At 74.0% G+C, this 19,359-nt stretch carries 16 protein-coding genes and 1 tRNA gene; 10 read left to right on the plus strand and 7 right to left on the minus strand.

Annotation, left to right across the window (positions count from 1 at the left end):
* Nucleotides 1-715: 715 nt before the first annotated feature.
* A tRNA-Leu gene (locus ACNHYB_RS03775) sits at nt 716-800 on the minus strand.
* Nucleotides 801-926: 126 nt separating this feature from the next.
* On the opposite strand from ACNHYB_RS03775, the gene ACNHYB_RS03780 reads away from it, so the two are divergent.
* From ACNHYB_RS03780 to ACNHYB_RS03795, 4 genes are all read left to right on the plus strand, one after another.
* The gene (locus ACNHYB_RS03780) at nt 927-2,771 is read left to right on the plus strand and encodes a glycoside hydrolase family 15 protein (protein ID WP_418277042.1); all 1,845 of its coding nucleotides are present in this window, start codon (nt 927-929) and stop codon (nt 2,769-2,771) included.
* A gap of 10 nt (nt 2,772-2,781) precedes the next feature.
* Nucleotides 2,782-3,831 (plus strand): glucose 1-dehydrogenase, encoded by a 1,050-nt coding sequence (locus ACNHYB_RS03785; RefSeq protein ID WP_418277043.1) that lies wholly within the window; start codon nt 2,782-2,784, stop codon nt 3,829-3,831.
* 10 nt (nt 3,832-3,841) lie between these two features.
* On the plus strand, nt 3,842-4,318 hold the full coding sequence (locus tag ACNHYB_RS03790) for a phosphoribosyl-ATP diphosphatase (protein ID WP_418277044.1): 477 nt from the start codon (nt 3,842-3,844) through the stop codon (nt 4,316-4,318).
* Between the two features lie 62 nt (nt 4,319-4,380).
* Nucleotides 4,381-5,217, plus strand: a complete 837-nt coding sequence (locus ACNHYB_RS03795) for a metal-dependent hydrolase (RefSeq protein WP_418277045.1) — start codon at nt 4,381-4,383, stop codon at nt 5,215-5,217.
* On the opposite strand, the gene ACNHYB_RS03800 is transcribed toward ACNHYB_RS03795, so the two are convergent.
* Entirely contained in the window at nt 5,207-5,974 is a 768-nt protein-coding gene (locus tag ACNHYB_RS03800; protein WP_418277046.1) for an MBL fold metallo-hydrolase, read from the minus strand. The genes ACNHYB_RS03795 and ACNHYB_RS03800 overlap by 11 nt on opposite strands.
* Before the next feature lie 218 nt (nt 5,975-6,192).
* On the opposite strand from ACNHYB_RS03800, the gene ACNHYB_RS03805 reads away from it, so the two are divergent.
* Nucleotides 6,193-7,050 (plus strand): serine protein kinase RIO, encoded by an 858-nt coding sequence (locus tag ACNHYB_RS03805; protein WP_418277047.1) that lies wholly within the window; start codon nt 6,193-6,195, stop codon nt 7,048-7,050.
* A 151-nt stretch (nt 7,051-7,201) separates the two neighbouring features.
* Here the strand turns inward: ACNHYB_RS03805 and thpD are convergent, their stop codons facing one another.
* Nucleotides 7,202-8,101 (minus strand): ectoine hydroxylase, encoded by a 900-nt coding sequence (gene thpD / locus ACNHYB_RS03810; RefSeq protein WP_418277049.1) that lies wholly within the window; start codon nt 8,099-8,101, stop codon nt 7,202-7,204.
* Between the two features lie 180 nt (nt 8,102-8,281).
* Here thpD and ACNHYB_RS03815 point away from each other — a divergent pair, with 180 nt between their 5' ends.
* Together ACNHYB_RS03815 and ACNHYB_RS03820 are read left to right on the plus strand one after the other, a co-directional pair.
* On the plus strand, nt 8,282-8,926 hold the full coding sequence (locus ACNHYB_RS03815; protein WP_418277050.1) for an SRPBCC family protein: 645 nt from the start codon (nt 8,282-8,284) through the stop codon (nt 8,924-8,926).
* Nucleotides 8,927-8,936: 10 nt separating this feature from the next.
* Complete coding sequence (locus ACNHYB_RS03820; RefSeq protein WP_418277051.1) at nt 8,937-9,389, plus strand: ArsR/SmtB family transcription factor; 453 nt, start codon at nt 8,937-8,939, stop codon at nt 9,387-9,389.
* Here the strand turns inward: ACNHYB_RS03820 and ACNHYB_RS03825 are convergent.
* Genes ACNHYB_RS03825 through ACNHYB_RS03835 form a run of 3 tightly spaced genes read right to left on the minus strand, consistent with a single transcriptional unit; the run spans nt 9,319 to nt 15,354 of the window.
* Nucleotides 9,319-12,858 (minus strand): error-prone DNA polymerase, encoded by a 3,540-nt coding sequence (locus ACNHYB_RS03825; RefSeq protein WP_418277052.1) that lies wholly within the window; start codon nt 12,856-12,858, stop codon nt 9,319-9,321. The genes ACNHYB_RS03820 and ACNHYB_RS03825 overlap by 71 nt on opposite strands.
* Entirely contained in the window at nt 12,851-14,494 is a 1,644-nt protein-coding gene (locus tag ACNHYB_RS03830) for a DNA polymerase Y family protein (RefSeq protein ID WP_418277053.1), read from the minus strand. The genes ACNHYB_RS03825 and ACNHYB_RS03830 overlap by 8 nt, the downstream gene beginning before the upstream one ends.
* Nucleotides 14,491-15,354: a hypothetical protein gene (locus ACNHYB_RS03835; RefSeq protein ID WP_418277054.1), complete on the minus strand. Its 864-nt coding sequence runs from the start codon at nt 15,352-15,354 to the stop codon at nt 14,491-14,493. The genes ACNHYB_RS03830 and ACNHYB_RS03835 overlap by 4 nt, the downstream gene beginning before the upstream one ends.
* A gap of 304 nt (nt 15,355-15,658) precedes the next feature.
* Between ACNHYB_RS03835 and ACNHYB_RS03840 the strand changes: the two genes are divergently transcribed.
* Genes ACNHYB_RS03840 through ACNHYB_RS03850 form a run of 3 tightly spaced genes read left to right on the plus strand, consistent with a single transcriptional unit; the run spans nt 15,659 to nt 18,005 of the window.
* The gene (locus ACNHYB_RS03840; RefSeq protein ID WP_418277989.1) at nt 15,659-16,774 is read left to right on the plus strand and encodes a zinc-binding dehydrogenase; all 1,116 of its coding nucleotides are present in this window, start codon (nt 15,659-15,661) and stop codon (nt 16,772-16,774) included.
* Nucleotides 16,771-17,532, plus strand: a complete 762-nt coding sequence (gene fabG, locus ACNHYB_RS03845; protein WP_418277055.1) for a 3-oxoacyl-ACP reductase FabG — start codon at nt 16,771-16,773, stop codon at nt 17,530-17,532. Before ACNHYB_RS03840 ends, fabG begins: the two co-directional genes overlap by 4 nt.
* Entirely contained in the window at nt 17,529-18,005 is a 477-nt protein-coding gene (locus tag ACNHYB_RS03850; RefSeq protein ID WP_418277056.1) for a MaoC family dehydratase, read from the plus strand. The genes fabG and ACNHYB_RS03850 overlap by 4 nt, the downstream gene beginning before the upstream one ends.
* Before the next feature lie 113 nt (nt 18,006-18,118).
* On the opposite strand, the gene ACNHYB_RS03855 is transcribed toward ACNHYB_RS03850, so the two are convergent.
* Entirely contained in the window at nt 18,119-19,342 is a 1,224-nt protein-coding gene (locus ACNHYB_RS03855) for an acetyl-CoA C-acetyltransferase (protein WP_418277057.1), read from the minus strand.
* Nucleotides 19,343-19,359 lie beyond the last annotated feature (17 nt).

Raw genomic sequence — 19,359 nt, forward strand, 5'->3', positions numbered from 1 at the left:
GTTCCAGGACGCGGACGGTGCGTACTCGGCCGGGGTCTAGGGGGTCACAGAATTCCTTGCTTAGGACCTCCGCAGCCAAGTGATGATCGCGGCGAGGACGGCGCCAGCACGGTAGACGACGGCATGCTTGTCGCAGCGAGTGGCCAGCCCGCGCCACCCCAAGATGTCCCCTGCACGCCCCGGCCCGAGCAAGGGGCTCGTCGTGTTCGAAACGCACGGCACCGGTGATGCCCCCGAGGGCGAGGTGTTGCGCACCGGAGTTCCGTGGCGGTTCGGAACTGACGCTTCGACTGTGGTCGGAGCGCCGTCGCGACGGTAGTACTCCTCGGTCATGCGCCCGATCGTCACCCGCAAGGGAGTCCGACCGGTGCCAGCTACTCGCTGTAGGTGAGTCGGGACGCACCTCCGCGGCACGCCTCGTCGCACGGTCGTGTGCTCGTCGTCGACCTGGGTGCTGCTCGATGTTGCGGCCAATCGCAGGCTTCGGCGCCAGACATCTGCACCGGGGCACCTGTCCCCCTCCGGACGCGCCTCCCACCTGGGTGAACGACGCCCGCCGGGCCAACGCGAACGCCGATGAGAACACCCGCGGGAACTGGAAGCGTTCCCCGTGGGAGCACCACGGGAACATCTCGCACCGAGGTTCCAGCCGGGAACGACAGAAGACCCCCTGGTTGTGGACCCAGGAGGTCTTCGTCGTCGCTGTCTCAACGAGTGTCCGGAGGGGGACTTGAACCCCCACGCCCGATAAAGGGCACTAGCACCTCAAGCTAGCGCGTCTGCCATTCCGCCACCCGGACAGGTGGACCCTCGCAAGGCGTAGTTCCTCGCTGGGGTGCGGGGAAAAACATAGCACGCCAGGGCCCCCGACCTGCAAACCGCTGCGCCGTGGCGCAGGTCACGGCCCTGACCTAGCGTGAGGGGCGATGACACTGCGTATCGAGGACTACGGCATCGTCGGTGACCTGCAGACCGTTGCTCTGATCGGGCGCGACGGCTCGGTCGACTGGCTGTGCCTGCCCGACATCGACGACCCGGCGTGCTTCGCCGCCCTGCTCGGCGACGAGAGCCACGGCCACTGGCGCGTGGCGCCGTCGTCGGGCGGGGGCTGCACTCGCCGCAGCTACCGGGGCGAGACCCTCGTGCTGGAGACCGAGTGGGAGACGCCCGAGGGGCACGTGCGCGTCACGGACCTCATGCCGCCCCGCGGACGCACCCCGGACCTCGTGCGCATCGTCGACGGCCTACGGGGTCGGGTGTCGATGCTCAGCGAGTTCGTGCCCCGTTTCGACTACGGCCACGTCGTGCCCTGGATCACGCGGGCCGACACGCTCCTCGGCAGCCGCCGCAGCGACACCGTCGGCGCCGTCGGGGGCCCCGACGCGTTGAGCCTGTCCACGTCGGTGCCGCAGGAGGTGTCCGCCACCGAGGGCATCGTCCGCTCCCGGTTCGAGGTCGCTGCGGGGGACCGCGTGGCCTTCGTGCTGTCGCACCACCCCTCGAACGAGCCCGAGCCGCCTCCCGTCGACCCCGACCGCACCCTGGCCGACACGCTCGACTTCTGGAGCGACTGGGTCGGCCAGACCGCCTACGACGGTGACTGGCCGGAGGCGGTGCGCCGCTCGCTGATCACTCTCAAGTCCCTCACCTCCGCCCCCACCGGGGGCATCGCGGCCGCGGCCACGACGTCGCTTCCCGAGCTCGTCGGCGGAGTCCGCAACTGGGACTACCGGTACTGCTGGCTGCGGGACGCCTCGTTCACGCTGCTGGCCCTGCTGGGCACTGGCCACACGAGCGAGGCGCGCGCCTGGCGCGAGTGGCTGCTGCGCACCGTGGCGGGCGACCCGTCGCAGCTGCGCATCATGTACGGGCTCGACGGCCGACGGCGCCTGCCCGAGACCACCCTCGACTGGCTGCCGGGCTACGAGGGCAGCGCGCCGGTACGCATCGGCAACGGCGCCGCCGACCAGCTCCAGCTCGACGTGTGGGGCGAGACCCTCGTCGCCCTGCACCTCGCACGGTCCAACGGGGTGCAGGAGGACGTCGACACCTGGAACCTGCAGCGGGCGATGCTCGACTTCCTCGAGGGTCACTGGGACGACGTCGACAACGGGCTGTGGGAGGTGCGCGGGCCACGCCAGCCGTTCGTGCACTCACGGGTGATGGCCTGGGCCGGGGTCGCGGCGATGATCCGGGCCTCCGAGAAGTTCGGCCTCGAAGGACCCGTCGACCGGTGGCGATCGCTGCGCGAGACCATCCGCACCGACGTCCTGACCCGCGGCTACGACGCCGAGCGGAACACGTTCACCCAGTTCTACGGGTCCGACGGGCTGGACGCCTCGCTGCTGCTGATCCCCCGGGTCGGGTTCCTGCCCTGGAACGACCACCGCGTCGTCGGGACCGTCGAGGCGGTCCAGCGCGAGCTGAGCCAGGACGGTCTCCTGCTGCGATACCACACCCACGCCGACGACCGCGTGGACGGGCTGCCCGGCGAGGAGGGCACCTTCCTCATCTGCAGCTTCTGGCTCGTGGACGCGCTGCACGGCATCGGGCGCGACGACGAGGCACGAGCCCTGTTCGAGCGGCTGCTCGGCCTGCGCAACGACCTCGGCCTGCTGGCCGAGGAGTACGACGTCACCGCCGGGCGCCAGCTCGGCAACGTCCCGCAGGCGTTCAGCCACGTCGGGCTCGTCAACTCCGCCCGCATCCTGTCCGGCATCCGCGGCCCCGGTACGCGGACCGCCGGCATGAAGGAGCACCCCGAGGAATGAGGGAACCATCGTGCGCGCACTGACAGTCGTCCCCGAGCAGGCCGGGTCGCTGGCCGTCACCGACGTCAAGGACCGCGTCGCCGGTCCCGGCGAGCTGCTGGTCGACGGCGTCGCCGTCGGCGTGTGCGGCACCGACAAGGAGATCGCCGCGGGCGAGTACGGCGCCGCCCCGCCCGGGCACGAACGCCTCGTCATCGGCCACGAGTCCCTCGGGCGCGTCCGGACGGCGCCCGCAGGGTCCGGCTTCTCGGCCGGCGACCTCGTCGTCGGGGTCGTGCGCCGCCCCGACCCCGTGCCATGCGGCGCGTGCGCACACGGCGAGTGGGACATGTGCCGCAACGGCCGGTTCACGGAGCACGGGATCAAGGAGGTCGACGGGTTCGCCTCCGAGCACCACACGATCGAGCCCGACCGTGTGGTGCGCCTGGACCCGGCGCTCGCGCAGGTCGGGGTGCTGCTTGAGCCGACGACGGTCGTGGCGAAGGCCTGGGACCAGGTCGACAAGATCGGCGCCCGCGGCTGGTTCGACCCGCAGACGGTGGTGGTCACCGGCGCGGGACCGATCGGCCTGCTCGCGGCGCTCATCGGCGTCCAGCGGGGACTGGACGTGCACGTGCTCGACCGGGTGACCGACGGTCCCAAGCCGGGTCTGGTGCGCGACCTCGGCGCGACGTACCACGCCGACCCTCTGACCCAGGTCGCCGACGAGGTCCACCCCGGCATCATCATCGAGTGCACCGGCGCTCCGGCGGTCGTGGTCGACACCTTCACCTCCACCAAGCCGTACGGCATCACCGTGCTCACGGGGGTGTCGTCGTCGGGCCGCCACATCCCCGTCGACGCCGGCGCGACGAACCGCTCGGTCGTGCTGGAGAACGACGTCATCGTCGGGTCGGTCAACGCCAACATGAGCCACTACGAGGCGGGCGCGGACGTCCTCGCCCGGGCGGACACGGACTGGCTCGCTCGGATCATCACCCGCCGCGTCCCCCTCGAACGGGCAGCCGAGGCCTTCGAGGCACGGCCCGACGACGTCAAGGTCGTCGTCGAGATCGGCTGACGTCGGCGCCATGGTGGACGAACGAGAGCTGGTCCGGCAGTTCCACGCGGCGTTCGACGTCCGGGTGGGCGACGGACCACCCGACCTGGCGCTGCCGGACGACCGGTTGCGCATGCGCTACCGCCTCGTCGCCGAGGAGTTCGCCGAGCTCACCGGGGCGCTCCTGGGCGCGCAGGCGCGGCTGGTGGTCGAGCAGGCGATCGAGGACGTCGTCGACGGACCGCTGGACGACGCGGACCTCGTCGAGACCGCGGACGCCACCGGGGACCTGCGGTACGTCCTGCTCGGTCTCGAGCTCGAGTGCGGCATCCCCGGCGACGAGGTCTTCACCGAGATCCACGCGTCCAACATGGCCAAGCTCGGTCCGGACGGCGTGGCGTTGCGACGTCCGGACGGCAAGGTGCTCAAGCCCGCCGGGTGGCGGCCGCCCGACGTGGCCGGCGTCCTCGCGCGGGCACGCACCCGGGACGTCGGCACCGACGTGTAGCGTTCGGTGCGAACCGGACCAAACGGTCAGGTCAGGGACCGCACGAAGGAGCTCGAACGCCGATGATGGGTGGGCACCACGCCGCCTCCGGAGCTGCCGCCTGGGTGGCCGTCACCGCCTCGACCCCGATCGCCTTCGGCTGGTACCCCGTCTCCGACGTGGGCATCATGACGGGCGCGCTGGTCTGTGCGGGCGCCGCGCTGCTTCCGGACGCCGACCACCACAACGGCACCATCTCCCACTCGTTGCCCCCCGTCTCGGAGGCCCTCACCAAGGCCGTCTCGGCGGTGTCCGGGGGGCACCGCAACGGCACCCACTCGATCATCGGTGTCGCCGTGTTCACCGCGATCGCCTGGCTCGCGGGCAGGCTGTCGTTCCACACCGAGACCTTCGGCGACGTCCTCGTGGGCCCGGGCATCATGGCCGTGCTGCTCATCGCGTTCGCGGTGCGGGCGCTGAAGATCACGGGACAGCGCCGCTGGTGGACCTGGACCCTGTCGGTCTCCCTGGCGGTGTTCGTCGCCGTCTTCGCACCCGAGGAGTGGTACTGGATGCCGTTCTGCGTAGGGCTCGGCTGCGCGGTGCACATCCTGGGCGATTTCCTCACCACCCGCGGCGTTCCGCTGCTGTGGCCGTTGCGGTTCCGCTCCCCGCGCTGGGTGCGCCGCCACCGCTGGCTGCCGTTCGACGACATGTGGAGCCCGAAGGGCAACCTCTCGGTGCCGCTCCTGGGCGACGCCGGGTCGTGGCGCGAGTGGGCCCTGATGACGCCCGTCAGCATCTACGCCCTGGTCGGTGTCGCCTGGGCTGTGCTCGACCAGATGGGATTCGACACGTTGAGCGTCTGGGACGGTGCCACGGCACTCGTCGCGGGAGCCGTCGAGGGCATCACGGGCTGACCCGCGGGTCGTCGGGCACGCGACCGGCCGCGACGGCGTCCAGGTAGCGCAGGTCGGCGGCCAACCTGTCGGCGGGCCGCCGCGTCGGCGCACCGTGCCCCGGCACCAGCACCTCGGCCCTGGCGACGAAGGGAGCGAGCCGCTCCAGGCCGGCCCGGTAACCCGCCACGTCACCGGTGCCGGTGATCTCGTCGAACGGCAGCGGGGGCTCCGCGTCGCTGAGCAGGTCACCGGCGAGCAGCACCCGTGGCCCCGGCAGCCAGAGCGCCGCGTGGCCCGGTGCGTGCGCGTCGTGCTCGACCACCTCCACCTCGGGCAGCAGGCCCTGGTCGTCGGGGATCCGCACCGATCCGGGTCCGAGCGGACGCACTCGGCCCAGCAGCGCCAGCACCTCGGGCGGGTGCTCGGCACCGCCGTACCGTGCGGCGTCGAGCCGCGCCTCGCCGAGCAGGCCCTCCCGGTCCCGGACGGCGGTCGCCGCCGTCGTCGCCGTCGCCCACCGCAGCCCGTCACCCAGCAGCGGATGCCACAGGAGATGGTCGTGGTGGGCGTGGGTCGCGAAGCCTGCCACCACCTCGACGCCGAGGTCGCGCACGTCGTCCGCCAGTGCGACCAGCTCGTGCGGCTCCCACCCGGGATCGACCAGCAGTCCCGCCCGCCCGGTCGGGCCCGCGCCGCCGACGACCAGCGTCGTCGTGGTGGCGAGCCGTCGGCTCGTGGCGACCAGGACGCCGTCGGCGACGGTCTCGAGACTCACGCGACCACCGTACGACGGCGCCTGGCGAATAATCCCTGGACCTCGCGGAGGGCGACGACGCAGGATCGTCCCGAGGACGCGCACCGGGCGGGTCGGCACGAGGAAGGGAGCACGCGAGATGGACGTCTTCGTCGACCGAGCCCTCCCCACGGGACGGGCCACGACCACCCCGATCTGAGGGGCCGCGACGGCTCCTCGTCCTTCCTTGGAGCCTGATCGTGCCTCAGCACACCCCTTCCCGCCAGATCCTCACCCTCGACGCCGGCAGCGACGCGGTCGGCCCGGGACCCGACCCGCGGTGGTCGACCTGGCCGAGCGTCGCCAAGGGCCTGCGCGGCCCGGAACCCCGCCCGGCATGGGTCGTCACCGCCGCGGCAGCCCTCGACACCGAGCTCGGCGTGCTCAAGACCGGCAAGGAGGCGGACGTCTTCCTCGTCGAGCGCGCCGTGCCGGACGACCCCTCCCGGTCGGTGCTGCTCGCCGCCAAGCGGTACCGCGACACCGAGCACCGCCAGTTCCACCGGGCCGACACCTACACCGCGGGCCGTCGCGAGCGCCGCAGCCGCGACCAGCGCGCCGCGGCCGACCGGCACTCCGCGTGGGGACGGTCGGTCCGGGCGACACAGTGGGCCGACGCCGAGTTCGCCACGCTGTGCGCGCTGTGGGAGGCCGGCGCAGCGGTCCCCTACCCGGTCCAGATCGACGGCACGGAGCTGCTGCTGGAGTTCGTCGGTCACGTCGCCGACGACGGCGCGGCCGTCGCCGCACCGCGGCTCGCCCAGACCCGGCCGGCGCCGGAGCTGCTGGCGGACTGGTTCAGCCAGCTCCGGACCGCGATGGGCGTCCTGGCCCGTCTGGGCTGGGCGCACGGCGACCTGTCGCCGTACAACGTCCTCGCCGACGGCGAGCGCCTCGTGGTGATCGACCTGCCGCAGGTCGTCGACCTGGTCGCCAACCCGTTCGGCGCGGACCTGCTGCACCGGGACTGCCGCAACATCTGCGCCTGGTTCTCCTCCCGAGGTCTCGAGGTCGACGCCGACGAGCTGTTCGCGGAGGTGTTCGCCCAGGCGTGGTGAGGTTCCGTGGCACGACGACGCCGGCACGTCCGTACCGACGTGCCGGCGTCGTGCGCGGCATGCAGGTGCCCGGCGTGCGGCACACCTGCCAGGTGGTCCGGCGGCCGACCTGGACCGGGCACGCCGTGCCCGGTCCAGCCCGGCTCCCGGGCTACCGCAGCGGCGTGAAGTCGCGGCTGCCGATGTGCTCCGGGCGCGGCGCCGGCGCGCTGTACGGGTCGGTCAGCGTGTTCTCGACGCTGTTGAACACCAGGAAGATGTTCGAGCGCGGGAACGGGGTGATGTTGTTGCCCGACCCGTGCATGATGTTGCAGTCGAACCACAGCGCGGACCCGGCGGGTCCGGTGAACTGGTCGACGCCGTGCTTCCAGGCGAGCTCGGTGATCGCCTCCTCGCTGGGCACACCGATCTTCTGCTCCTTGAGCGAGGCCTCGTGGTAGTTCTCCGGCGTCTCGCCCACGCACGGCACGTAGCTGCGGTGGGAGCCCGGCATGACCATGAGACCGCCGTTGTAGGGGTAGTTCGGCGTGAGCGCGATGGAGCAGCTCACCGCCCGCGGGGCGGGCATGCCGTCCTCGGCGTGCCAGGTCTCGAAGTCGGAGTGCCAGTAGAACCCGGCGCCCTTGTAGCCGGGCATGTAGTTGACACGGGTCTGGTGCAGGTAGACGTCCGAGCCGAGGAGCTGGCGGGCCCGGTCCAGCAGCCGCGGGTCACGGCTGAGCCGGTCGATCTGCTCGCTGAGCCTGGTCACCTCGAAGATCGAGCGCACCTCGCCCGAGGACTTCTCGGTGACGACGCGCGGGTCGCCCCGCAGCGAGGTGTCGGTGGCGAGCCGGTCCAGCTCGGCGGTGTACTGCGTGACCTCGCCAGGGGTGATGAAGTCCGGCAGGATCGAGAACCCTCGTGCGGCGTGGTCGTCCAGCGCTGCGGCGCCGAACGGCCCGTCGGCGGCCGTGCCCCACACGGTGGGGTGCTGTCGTTCGACGACGTCGCCGGCTGCGGTGAGCCGGGTCGGATACAGGTCCGTGGTGGTGTCGGTCGTGGCGGTCATGGGCCATCCCTTCTCCCGGTTCGTCCCGGGATCGCGGCGTCTCATGGTCGCGGCGTGCTCGGTACCGGTCCTGCCGGACCGGGCACGCGCACGTCCCACATCCGAACGCGGGAAGGCACCTTCGCGCAAGTCGGAGGCCACCCGGTGTGGTTATATATAAGTATCTACTTAAGGAGACCCATGAGCATCGACATCGACCCCGTCGCCACCGCCGGCCTGGTCACGCGCGAGGTGCGCAGCGGCGAACGCGACGGCGAACCCACGAGGATCGCCGTCGCCCGACGCTCCTACGCCGCGAGCCGCGGGGACGTCTGGGCGGCCGTGACCGATCCGGAGCGGATCTCTCGCTGGTTCATGCCCGTCACCGGCGACCTCGTCGAAGGCGGCAGCTACCAGCTGGAGGGCAACGCGGGCGGCACCGTGCTGCACTGCCAGGCACCCGAGGCCTTCGCCGTCACGTGGGAGTTCGGCGGCGGGACGTCGTGGGTGAGCATCGCGCTTCGCCCGCACGACGGCGGCACGACCCTCGAGCTCGTCCACGAGTCACCGGTGTTGCCGGAGTTCGCCGAGCAGTACGGTCCGGGAGCCGTCGGCGTGGGCTGGGACCTGGCGATCATGGGCCTCGGCATGCACCTGGGCTCCGGCGAACCGACGGATCCGGCCGCCGCCGAGGCCTGGACGCTGTCGCCCGACGGCGTCGCGTTCGTGCGCGCCGCGGCGCACGGCTGGGCTGCGGCGGCGACGGCGGACGGCGACGACCACGAGGCGGCGACGGCAGCCGCCGAGCGGACCGTCGCGTTCTACACCACCGCGCCCGAGGCGTGAGATGACCGGGGTGACGGCGGACCGGGAGACGGACCTGCCGGCGTCGGACCGGGTGTTCGCCGCGCTCGGCGACCCCGTGCGCCGTCGGCTGCTCCTGCTGCTGCACGGCCGGGGCGAGGCGAGCGCGGGGACCCTGGTGGCCGCCGTCCAGGCCACCACCCCCATCTCCCAGCCCGCCGTCTCCCAGCACCTGCGGGTCCTGCGCGAGGCGGGGCTCGTCCGGGTGCGCGCCGAGGGGACGCGCCGTCTGTACGCCGTCGACGACGGCGGGCTCGACGTCGTGCGTGGCTGGCTCGCGACCTTCGAGGACCCGTTCGCCCAACCGCCCGACGCCCTGGCGACCGAGCTCGCCCGCGGCCGGCGCGAACGCCGTCGGGCCGCGCACGGCGCGGTCAGCGGAAGTCCCGCGACCGGGTCGTCACCGGCAGGCGCAGCACGGCGAGGTGCTCGGCGAGCAGGTTGACCGAACCGTCGGCCTGCTCGACCCGCCCCCGCACCACGAGCGCGGGCGCACCGCGCGCCACCGTGCGGAACCGGCGCCACAGCCCGGGCGAACAGATGACGTTGAGCAGGCCGGTCTCGTCCTCCAGGGACAGGAACGTCACACCGCCCGCGGTGCCGGGCCGCTGCCGGTGGGTGACGACTCCCCCGACGGCGACCCGCCGCCCCGACTCGGTACGCATCGCGGCGTCGACGGTGAGCACGCCCTGCCGGTCGAGCCCGGCACGCACGTGCTCCAGCGGGGAGGTCGAGCCCGGCGTGATGCCGGTGGCCCAGGCGTCGGCGACGTCGATCTCGAGCGGGTCCATGTCCGGCAGCGGCGGGGCCTCGACGCCGACGCTGACGCCCGCCAACGTGTCCGGGCCTTCCTGACCGAGCGCGCCGGCCGCCCACAGGCCCGCACGGCGACTCACCCCCAAGGACTCCAGCGCGCCCGCCGTGGCCAGCGCCTCCAACCGTGCGGTGGACAGGTCGACCCGGCGGACCAGGTCGTGCAGGTCGCCGAACGGACCGTTCGCCTCCCGTTCGGCCGCCATCGCCTCGGCGACGTCTGACCCGAGCCCGCGGACCGCGCCCAGCCCGAGCCGCACCGCCAGGGACGTGTCGACGTCGAGGCCCACCAACCCCACCCCGCCGTGATCCTCCTCTCTCCCGCCCTCGTCCCCGCCCGCTCTGGGCGCTGCACCAGGCACCGCACCGTCCACACCGTCCGCGCCGTCGAGCCGTTCGACACCGGCCAGCGGACCCGAGGCGTTGACGTCCGGGCGCAGCACCCGCACGCCGTGCCGGCGGGCGTCGGCCACCAACGACGCCGGGGAGTAGAACCCCATCGGCTGCGCCGCGAGCAGCCCCGCGTAGAACGCCTCCGGCGCGTGCACCTTGAGCCACGAGCTCGCATAGACCAGGAACGCGAACGAGTAGGCGTGCGACTCCGGGAACCCGAAGTCGGCGAACGCCTTGAGCTTGTCGTAGATCTGCTCCTGGGTCCGCGGCGGGACCCCCCGCTCGGCCATCCCGGCGTAGAGCCGCTCGCGCAACGCCTCCATGCGCTCCACGGACCGCTTGGAACCCATCGCCCGGCGGAGCTGGTCCGACTCGGCCGGACTGAACCCGGCGACGTCGATCGCCATCTGCATGAGCTGCTCCTGGAACAACGGCACGCCGAGGGTGCGCTTCAGCGACCGCTCCAGCAGCGGGTGCAGGTAGGTGACCGGCTCACGGCCACGGGAACGCTCGATGTACGGGTGCACCGACTGTCCCTGGATCGGACCGGGGCGGATGAGCGCGACCTCCACCACGACGTCGTAGAAGGTGCGGGGCCGCAGCCGCGGCAGCGTCGCCATCTGGGCGCGGGACTCCACCTGGAACACCCCCACGGTGTCGGCGGCGCACAGCAGGTCGTACACGCGCGGGTCCTCGGGCGGCAGCGTGTGCAGCTCCAGGCGCCGGCCGCCACGGGCCTCGACGGCCTCGAACGCGTACCGGATCGCCGTGAGCATCCCGAGCCCCAGCAGGTCGAACTTCACCAGACCGGCGTCCGCACAGTCCTCCTTGTCCCACTGCAGCACCGTGCGGCCCTCCATCCGCGCCCACTCCACGGGGCAGACCTCGATCACCGGCCGGTCGCACATCACCATGCCGCCCGAGTGGATGCCCAGGTGCCGCGGGAGCCGCAGGAACCGGTCGGCCAGGTCCACCACCGCGGCGGGGATCGTGCCCTCCTGCTCGGCCGACGGCGGGGTCCGGGCGGGGACGACGTCGTGCGCGTCGTCGGCACGCCGTGGCGCGTCTCGCCCCTCCGCGTCGGCGGCCAGGGGGTCGACGACGCGGCCGTCCACCGGCTGCCCCTCCCAGAGCTCCGCGACGTGCGCCTCCTTGAGGGACCGGCGCGTCACGGGCTCCGGGGCTCCTCCGACGGCGCGCGCAGCCCCGACCGCACGGTCCGCGGCCGGGCTCGCCGGGTCCGGCCCGCGCAGCGACCCCCACCGTTCGATCGACTTGCTCCACGCGTCCGCCTGCCCGACGTCGTACCCGAGCGCCCGGGCGGCGTCGCGCACCGCCGAGCGTGGTCGGTAGGAGATGACGTTGGCGACCTGTGCGGCATGGGTGCGGCCGAACCGCGCATAGACGTGCTGGATGACCTCCTCACGGCGCACCGACTCGATGTCGACGTCGATGTCGGGCGGCCCGTCCCGCTCCGGCGCCAGGAACCGCTCGAAGAGCAGCCCGTGGGTCACGGCGTCGACGGCGGTGATGCCGAGCGCGTAGCAGACCGCCGAGTTGGCCGCGCTCCCCCGTCCCTGGCACAGGATGCCCTCGCGACGGCAGAACTCCACCAGGTCGTAGACGACCAGGAAGTACCCCGGGAACCCGAGCTGGGTGATGACGCGCAGCTCGTGGTCGATCTGCGCCCACGCGCCGGGCACCCGTTCCGCCTGTCCCGGACCGGGCCGCGGGCCGTACCGTTCGGTGGCGCCGCGGCGCACCAGCTCGGCCAGCCAGCTCGCCTCGTCGTGCCCGCCGGGCACCGGGTAGGGCGGCAGGTTCGGGGCCACGAGGTGCAGGTCGAACGCGCACTCGGCGGCCAGGTCCGCCGCGGTGGGCACGGCCTGCGGATGCCGGTGGTGCAGCCGCGCCATCTCGCCGGCCGAACGCAGGTGCGCCGTCGGCGCTCCGGGCAGCCAGCCGTCGTGGTCGTCCAGCGAGGAACGCGCCCGCACGGCGGCGAGCGCACCGGCCAGGTCGGCGTCGCGAGGACGGGCGTAGTGCGCGGCGGTGGTGGCCACGAGCGGCAGGCCGGCCTGGCGGGCCAGGTCGGCCAGGGCGTCGTGCCGTCCGGCGTCGCGCGGGTCGGCGGTGGCGGTGATCTCCACGGCGACGTTGTCCGGGCCGAAGACGTCGGTCAACCGGTCCAGCTCGGTGCGCGCCGCACGCCACGGATCGGGTCCGGGGCCGTCGAGCGCGCGCCGCACCGCCCCCTTGCGGCAGCCGGTCAGGACGAGCCACTGCCCGCCGGCCTCCTCGCCCAGCCGGTCGAGGTCGTAGCGCGCCTTGCCCTTGACCCCCGCCTCGAGGTGGGCGGTGGCGATGGCACGGGACAGGTTCCGGTAGCCGTCGGCGCCGCGGGCCAGGACGAGCAGGTGGGTGGCGCGCGGGTCGGGGACGCCGGTGGGCTCGTCGAGCACGGGCAGTCCCCCGGGTGTCGGGGCGGGCAGGTGCAGCTCCGCGCCGAACACGGTGGGCAGCCCGACGGCGCGCGCCGCCTCGGCGAACCGGACCACGCCGTAGAGCCCGTCGTGGTCGGTCAGGGCGAGCGCCTCCAGCCCGAGCCGGTCCGCCTCCGCGGCGAGCTCGGCGGGGTGGGACGCGCCGTCGAGGAAGCTGAACGCCGAGTGGGCGTGCAGCTCGGCGTACCGCGGCGTCTCAGTCATAGAGCGCCTCCACCTGCCACACGCCGCCGACCTGGGCGAGCAGCAGCCCGCGGCCGTCGTCGAGCACCACCTGCAGGTGGACACGACGCACCGGGTCCGGCGTCCACCAGCGCTCGGCGAGCGGCCACGGACCGGCCCAGCCGACCACCGCGCGCTCCCCCTCGCCCCAGCGCACGCGGTCGGGGGCGCCGCTCAGGGCGAGCCGGGCGTCGACGACGACGGCGCGTCCGTCCGCGGCGACCACGACGGCCGGGCTCGGGTCCGGCAGGACGACGGCGGGTGCGGGGCTGGGCAGCGCGCCCGGCCACGGCAGGTCGGGGTCCCGGGCGAGGACGTCCTCCTCGCCGTAGGGCGCGAGCCGGACGCGGGAGCGGGCGTCGCGCCCGCCCTGGAGTCGGACGGCGAGCACGCCGTCGCCGCCCAGGAGTCCTTGCACGCGGTCCAGCGCCTGGCGCGCACGGGTGTCCCCGCCGGCGTCCGGCCCCCACAGGCTCGGCTGGTGCGTCCCTGCCGGAGCGACGTCCTCGGCGGCGAGGGCCAGGTGCACCACCGGTTCGACGTGCGGGGAGACGCCGGTGCCGGTGCGGCGCAGCGCGGCGTCGGTGAGCCAGCCCTCGAGCTGCCAGCGCACCCGGTCGGTGATGCGCCCGGCGTCGAGCCCACCGGTCGCGGCGTCGGTGCGCCACAGGCGCTCCAGCTCGCCGGAGGCCGTGCGGGCGGTGATGCGCAGGCGTGCGCAGGCCAGGCCGTGGGCGACCAGCAGGGTGTGGAGCTCCTCGGCGAGACGCCGGGCGGCGAAGGCGGCGACGTCGACCCGGTCGGCGGGCGGGTCCAGGTCGGTGGCCACGGCGAGGTCGGCGTCGATGCGCCGTCGGGCGGGCGGGCGCTCGTCCTGGCCGCGCGCCAGCCGGTGCGCCCACGTGCCCAGGTCCCCGAAGCGTGCGGTCACGCTCGGGGCGGGCAGCGCGGCGAGGTCGCCGAGGGTGTGCAGCCCGAGACGCCCCCACAGGCCGACGGCCTCGCGGACGGCGGTGACGACACCGGGGTCGCAGACGGCGTGCACGAGGTCGGCGACGGGACGTCCGGCGAGCCGGGCCGCGGAGCCGCCCGGCGGTACGACGGCGTCCTCCCGTGCGGCCAGGACGGCGGCGAGCAGACCGTCCGCGACGCCCACCTGGCACTCGTGCCCGGCGTCGGCGACGGCCGTGACGAGCCGTTCGGCGAGGGCCCTCTCGGAGCCGTGGTAGCGCGTGGCGCCGTCGGCGGGCAGGAGCAGCAGGCCGGGGCGGGCGATCTCCAGCCCGGCGACGACGGTCTCGGCGGCGAGGGCCACCGGTTCGAAGGTCCGGGCGTCCCGGGCGTCGTCCACCTCGAGGAGCACCAGGTCGGGGCACGTCTCCTGGGCCTGGCGCCGTCGCATGCCGCGGCGCACCCCGGCGGTGCGGGCGACGGCGGAGGTGGCCACGACGCTGCGTCCGGCGCGCGTCCCGCCGCCGGAGGGTGCGCCGAGGACGGCGGCGGGGACGTGGGCGTCGAGCCCTGCCTCGGCGAGGCCGGCGACCACCGGCCAGTCGGGGACCCACAGCACCGCGGTGCGGGTCGCGGCGGGGACGCTCCGTGGCGCACGGCCGTTCATGCGATCCTCAGGTGCTGTCCGGTCGGCTTCGCCCGGGCAGGGGCTGCCGCACCCGTGCTGGCGACCGTGCTGGCGACCGTGGTGCGGGACACCGTGAGCGGCACCTCGACGTCGATCTCGACGGGTCGTGCTGCCGCACCCCGCCCGGTGCGCAGCACGCTGAGCGTCCGCCGGCGCAGCCAGCCGGCCCCGGCGTCCGCGCCGGACCAGCTCCCGCCGCGGGCGTCGAGCGTGACGTGCGCGCCGGGCCAGCGCACGGTCGAGACGAGGACGGCGTCACGCTGACGGGCGCGGGCGGAGAGCCGGCGCCGGTCGACGTCGTCGAGCACGGCGGCCGGACCGACGACGACGACGTCCATGCCGTCCAGCAGCGCCGCGAGCGCGACGGGAGCATCCGGGCCGGGCGCCGGGACGACGACGGTGCGCCCGAGCGCCATACCGGCGTCGGCGGCGGCGAGCAGCCCGACGGCGGGCGCGCCGACCAGGGCGGTCCAGGCGCCCTCGTGCGAGGGCGTGGCGAGCAGGCCGAGCAGCAGGCTGGTGGATCCCTGGACGGCGAGGACTCCCCCGACCGGCAGCACCCCGCCGGGCAGGAGGGACGCCAGCGCGGGATGGACCGGACGCGCCACCGTCCCGTCCCGGGACGACTCGGCGACGGAGCGACGCGGCCGGGGCGCCGGTGCCTCCGTCCGCGGCGGCGCCACCCGGACCGCATCGGGGGGCTCGGCAGCACCTCGGTCCGGGAGCGGACCGCGGCGGTACCCGTGCTCGGCGCTGCGCAGTGCCGCGAGCGCCTGCGCGTGCCGTTCCGCGCGGCCGGTCCGGGCGGTCCGGGTCGGGACCTCGGGGACGACGCTCACACGGCCCTCCTCCCGGCGGTGGTGCTGTCGGTCGGGCTGACCGGCGCTACTGTTCGAACACCTGTTCGAACACCTCTAGTACACGCCCGCCGTCATCGGCTGTCAACCGGGCTGCTCAGGGGCGCGGCGACCGCCTCCTGCGCCTCGCGACACCCCCTGATCGACCCTCGCGACCGGCGCGCGACCGCCCTGGGCCCACCCCTGCCGGACGGACGCCCCGACGGTTGCGACGGCGTCCGGCTTCCCGGCATACCGCGTGGTCGGTATGCTGATCGCACAGTCCGACGACGAGGAGGTCGTACCCGTGCAGATCACCGGTGCCGTGCTGGAACGCTGCGGCGCACCCGCGCCCTGGAGCGAGTCCCGCCCGCTGACCATCGGCCCGCTCGAGCTCGACGCGCCCGGCCCCGGCGAGATCGCCGTGCGGATCGAGACCGCCGGGCTGTGCCACTCCGACCTGTCCGTCGTCGACGGCAACCGGGTGCGCCCCACCCCGATGCTGCTCGGTCACGAAGCCGCCGGCATCGTCGAGACCGCCGGCGCGGGCGTCGAGATCCCCGTCGGAGCCCGCGTCGTCATGACGTTCCTGCCCCGCTGCGGGCAGTGCGCCGCCTGCGCCACCGACGGTCGCCTGCCGTGCAGCCCCGGCTCGGCGGCGAACGCCGTCGGCGAGCTCGTCGGCGGCGCCCGGCGCCTGCACCGCGACGGCCACGACGTCCACCACCACCTCGGCGTGAGCGCCTTCGCCACCCACGCCGTCGTCTCGGCCACGTCCGTCGTGCCCGTGCCCGACGACGTCCCCGCGGACGTCGCCGCCCTGCTCGGCTGCGCCGTGCTCACCGGTGGGGGCGCCGTGCTCAACGCCGGCCGCCCGGCCACCGGCGACACCGTCGCCGTCGTCGGCCTCGGTGGCGTCGGGATGGCCGCGCTGCTCGTGGCGATCGCGCTCGGGCACGAGGTGATCGGCGTCGACACCGTGCCGAGCAAACTGGACCTGGCCCGCGAGCTGGGCGCCGTGCGGGCACTCACCCCCGCCGGGGCGACCGATGCCGGTGTCCGCGCCCCCGTCGTCATCGAGGCCGCCGGGAACGCCCGCGCCTTCGAGACCGCCTACGCCCTGACCGCACCCGGCGGCAGCACCGTCACCGTCGGGCTGCCCGGCCCGGACGCACGGGCGAGCATCTCCCCGCTGAGCCTCACCGCCGAGGCTCGTACCGTCGTCGGCTCCTACCTCGGCTCGGCCGTCCCGAGCCGCGACATCCCCCGCTACGTGGAACTCTGGCGTGCAGGACGACTGCCGCTGGAACGACTCGTCTCGGCCCGCATCGGGCTGGACGAGCTGCCCCGCGCGCTGGACCGCCTCGCCGCCGGCGAGGAGCTGCGCCAGCTCATCACCTTCGACGAGAGGAACCCCGCATGACAGCCTCCACCAGCCGCGTCGCGATCGTCACCGGAGGCGCCCGCGGCATCGGCGCCGCCGTCGCCGCCCGCCTCGCCGCCGACGGCCACGCCGTCGCCGTCCTCGACCTGCTCGAGGACGGCGCCGCCGAGACCGCCGCGAAGCTCACCGCCGACGGCCACCGCGCGATCGGCGTCGGCGTCGACGTCGCCGACGAGGAGTCAGTGGCAGCCGCCGTCGAACGCGTGGTCGCCGAGCTCGGCGCGCCGACCATCCTGGTCAACAACGCCGGCATCCTGCGCGACAACCTGCTGTTCAAGATGTCCACGGACGACTGGGACGCCGTGCTCGGCGTCCACCTGCGCGGCGCGTTCCTGGTGACCCGGGCGGTGCAGAAGCACATGATCGACGCCACGTGGGGCCGCATCGTCAACCTGTCCAGCACCTCGGCGCTCGGCAACCGCGGCCAGGCCAACTACTCCGCGGCCAAGGCCGGTATGCAGGGCTTCACCAAGACCTTGGCGATCGAGCTCGGCAAGTTCGGCGTCACCGCCAACGCGATCGCCCCCGGGGTGATCGCCACCGACATGATCGCCGAGACAGCCCGGCGGGTCGGTGTGCCGCTGGAGGACTTCCTGGCCCACATGGCCAAGGAGGTGCCGGTGGGCCGCGTCGGGCAGCCGGAGGACATCGCCGCGGCGGCGTCGTTCTTCTGCTCCGAGGAGGCCGGCTTCACCAGCGGCCAGGTCCTCTACGTGGCGGGCGGGCCGCGCGCATGAGCGCGAGGACGGGTGAGCGGATCGTCGTCGAGAGCCCCGCAGAGCTGGCAGACGCCGTCGGCCAGCGGGCCACCGGCGAGTGGTTCGCCGTCGAGCAGCCGCGCATCACCGCGTTCGCGGACGCCACCGAGGATCACCAGTGGATCCACCTGGACGCCGACCGGGCCGCCCACGGCCCGTTCGGCGGCACCATCGCCCACGGGTATCTCACGCTGTCGCTGCTGCCGAGGCTCACCGGCGAGCTCGTCGAGGTCGGGCGCACCGCGATGGCCGTCAACTACGGGCTCGACAAGGTCCGGTTCCTCACCCCGGTGCCCGCCGGCGGGCGGGTGCGTGCCACGGTGGAGATCACCGGCGCCGAACCCGCCGGTCAGGGCGTGCGGCTGGCCTCCACGGTCACCGTCGAGCTGGAGGGAGCCGAGAAGCCGGCGCTCGTCGCGCAGACGCTGGCGCTCTACGTCCCCGCGGCCTAGCCGCGGACTCGATCAGGTCGGCACCTCGGGATCTGGTCGGCAGTCTGAACTGCCGACCAGATCCCGAGGTGCCGACCTGATCCGTCGTCGTCCGGTGGTTCGAGAGGTGGGGCTCAGAGGCGCTCGAGCACCATCGCCATCCCCTGGCCACCGCCCACGCACATCGTCTCGAGCCCGTAGCGACCGCCGGTCGTCTCCAGGCCGTTGAGCAGCGTGGTGGTGATGCGCGCCCCGGTCATGCCGAAGGGATGCCCGACGGCGATGGCCCCGCCGTGCACGTTGAGCCTGTCCTCGTCGATGCCCAGCTCGCGCGCCGACGGGATGACCTGCGCGGCGAAGGCCTCGTTGATCTCCACCAGGTCCATGTCGTCGATCGTCAGGCCGGCTCGGTCCAGGGCCTGTCTGCTGGCCCCGACCGGACCGAGGCCCATGATCTCCGGGGACAGCCCGGTGACGCCCGTGGACACGATCCGCGCGATCGGCTGCAGGCCGAGCTCCTCGACCACGCGGCCCGAGACGATCACCAGTGCCGCGGCACCGTCGTTCAGCGGGCAGGCGTTGCCGGCGGTGACCGTACCGTCCGGGCGGAACACGGGGTCGAGGCCGGCGAGCTTCTCGACGGTGGTCCCGGCGCGCGGGCCGTCGTCGGCGGAGACCACCGTGCCATCGTCGAGCACGACCGGCGTGATCTCCCGGGCCCAGAAGCCGTCCTCGATCGCCTGCACGGCGCGCTGCTGGGAGCGGGCGGCGAACGCGTCCTGCTCGTCGCGCGTGATCCCGAAGACCGACGCCAGGTTCTCCGCCGTCTGCCCCATGGCGATGTACGGGTCGGGCACGTGGCCGTCGGCGCGCGGGTCGGTCCACACCGGCGCGCCGCCGACGGCGCGCTTGGCGGTGCGCTCGGTCGCCCCGGCGAAACGCGGGTTCTCGAGGTCCTGGCCCTCGATGTAGTCCGACGAGCCCTTGACCATGCGGCTCACGGACTCGGCACCGGCCGAGACGAAGACGTCGCCCTCGCCGGCCTTGATGGCGTGGAAGGCCATCCGGGTGGACTGCACGCTGGACGAGCAGTAGCGGGTCACGGTGGTCCCCGGGACCGGGTCGAGCCCGAGGGCGACCGCCACGACGCGGCCCATGTTCATCCCCTGCTCGCCGCCGGGCAGGCCGCAGCCGAGGATCAGGTCGTCGATCCGCTCGGGATCCAGCGACGGCACCTTGTCGAGCGCCGCGCGCACCATCCGGGCGGCGAGGTCGTCGGCACGCAGGCCGCGCAGCGACCCCTTGTACGCGCGCCCGATCGGCGAGCGCGCCATGGCCACGATGTAGGCCTCGGTCATGAAAGTCCTCCTGAGGT

The organism is Isoptericola jiangsuensis, from assembly GCF_048320105.1.
GTDB classification, from domain to species: Bacteria; Actinomycetota; Actinomycetes; order Actinomycetales; family Cellulomonadaceae; genus Isoptericola; species Isoptericola jiangsuensis_A.

What these genes read in the sequence shown, in the direction of transcription:
- ACNHYB_RS03855 (WP_418277057.1), bottom strand. Translation starts at nt 19,342, where the DNA reads ATGACCGAGGCCTACATCGTGGCCATGGCGCGCTCGCCGATCGGGCGC.
- thpD (WP_418277049.1), bottom strand. Translation starts at nt 8,101, where the DNA reads ATGACCGCCACGACCGACACCACCACGGACCTGTATCCGACCCGGCTC.
- ACNHYB_RS03815 (WP_418277050.1), top strand. Translation starts at nt 8,282, where the DNA reads ATGAGCATCGACATCGACCCCGTCGCCACCGCCGGCCTGGTCACGCGC.
- ACNHYB_RS03850 (WP_418277056.1), top strand. Translation starts at nt 17,529, where the DNA reads ATGAGCGCGAGGACGGGTGAGCGGATCGTCGTCGAGAGCCCCGCAGAG.
- fabG (WP_418277055.1), top strand. Translation starts at nt 16,771, where the DNA reads ATGACAGCCTCCACCAGCCGCGTCGCGATCGTCACCGGAGGCGCCCGC.
- ACNHYB_RS03830 (WP_418277053.1), bottom strand. Translation starts at nt 14,494, where the DNA reads ATGAACGGCCGTGCGCCACGGAGCGTCCCCGCCGCGACCCGCACCGCG.
- ACNHYB_RS03825 (WP_418277052.1), bottom strand. Translation starts at nt 12,858, where the DNA reads ATGACTGAGACGCCGCGGTACGCCGAGCTGCACGCCCACTCGGCGTTC.
- ACNHYB_RS03790 (WP_418277044.1), top strand. Translation starts at nt 3,842, where the DNA reads ATGGTGGACGAACGAGAGCTGGTCCGGCAGTTCCACGCGGCGTTCGAC.
- ACNHYB_RS03795 (WP_418277045.1), top strand. Translation starts at nt 4,381, where the DNA reads ATGATGGGTGGGCACCACGCCGCCTCCGGAGCTGCCGCCTGGGTGGCC.
- ACNHYB_RS03780 (WP_418277042.1), top strand. Translation starts at nt 927, where the DNA reads ATGACACTGCGTATCGAGGACTACGGCATCGTCGGTGACCTGCAGACC.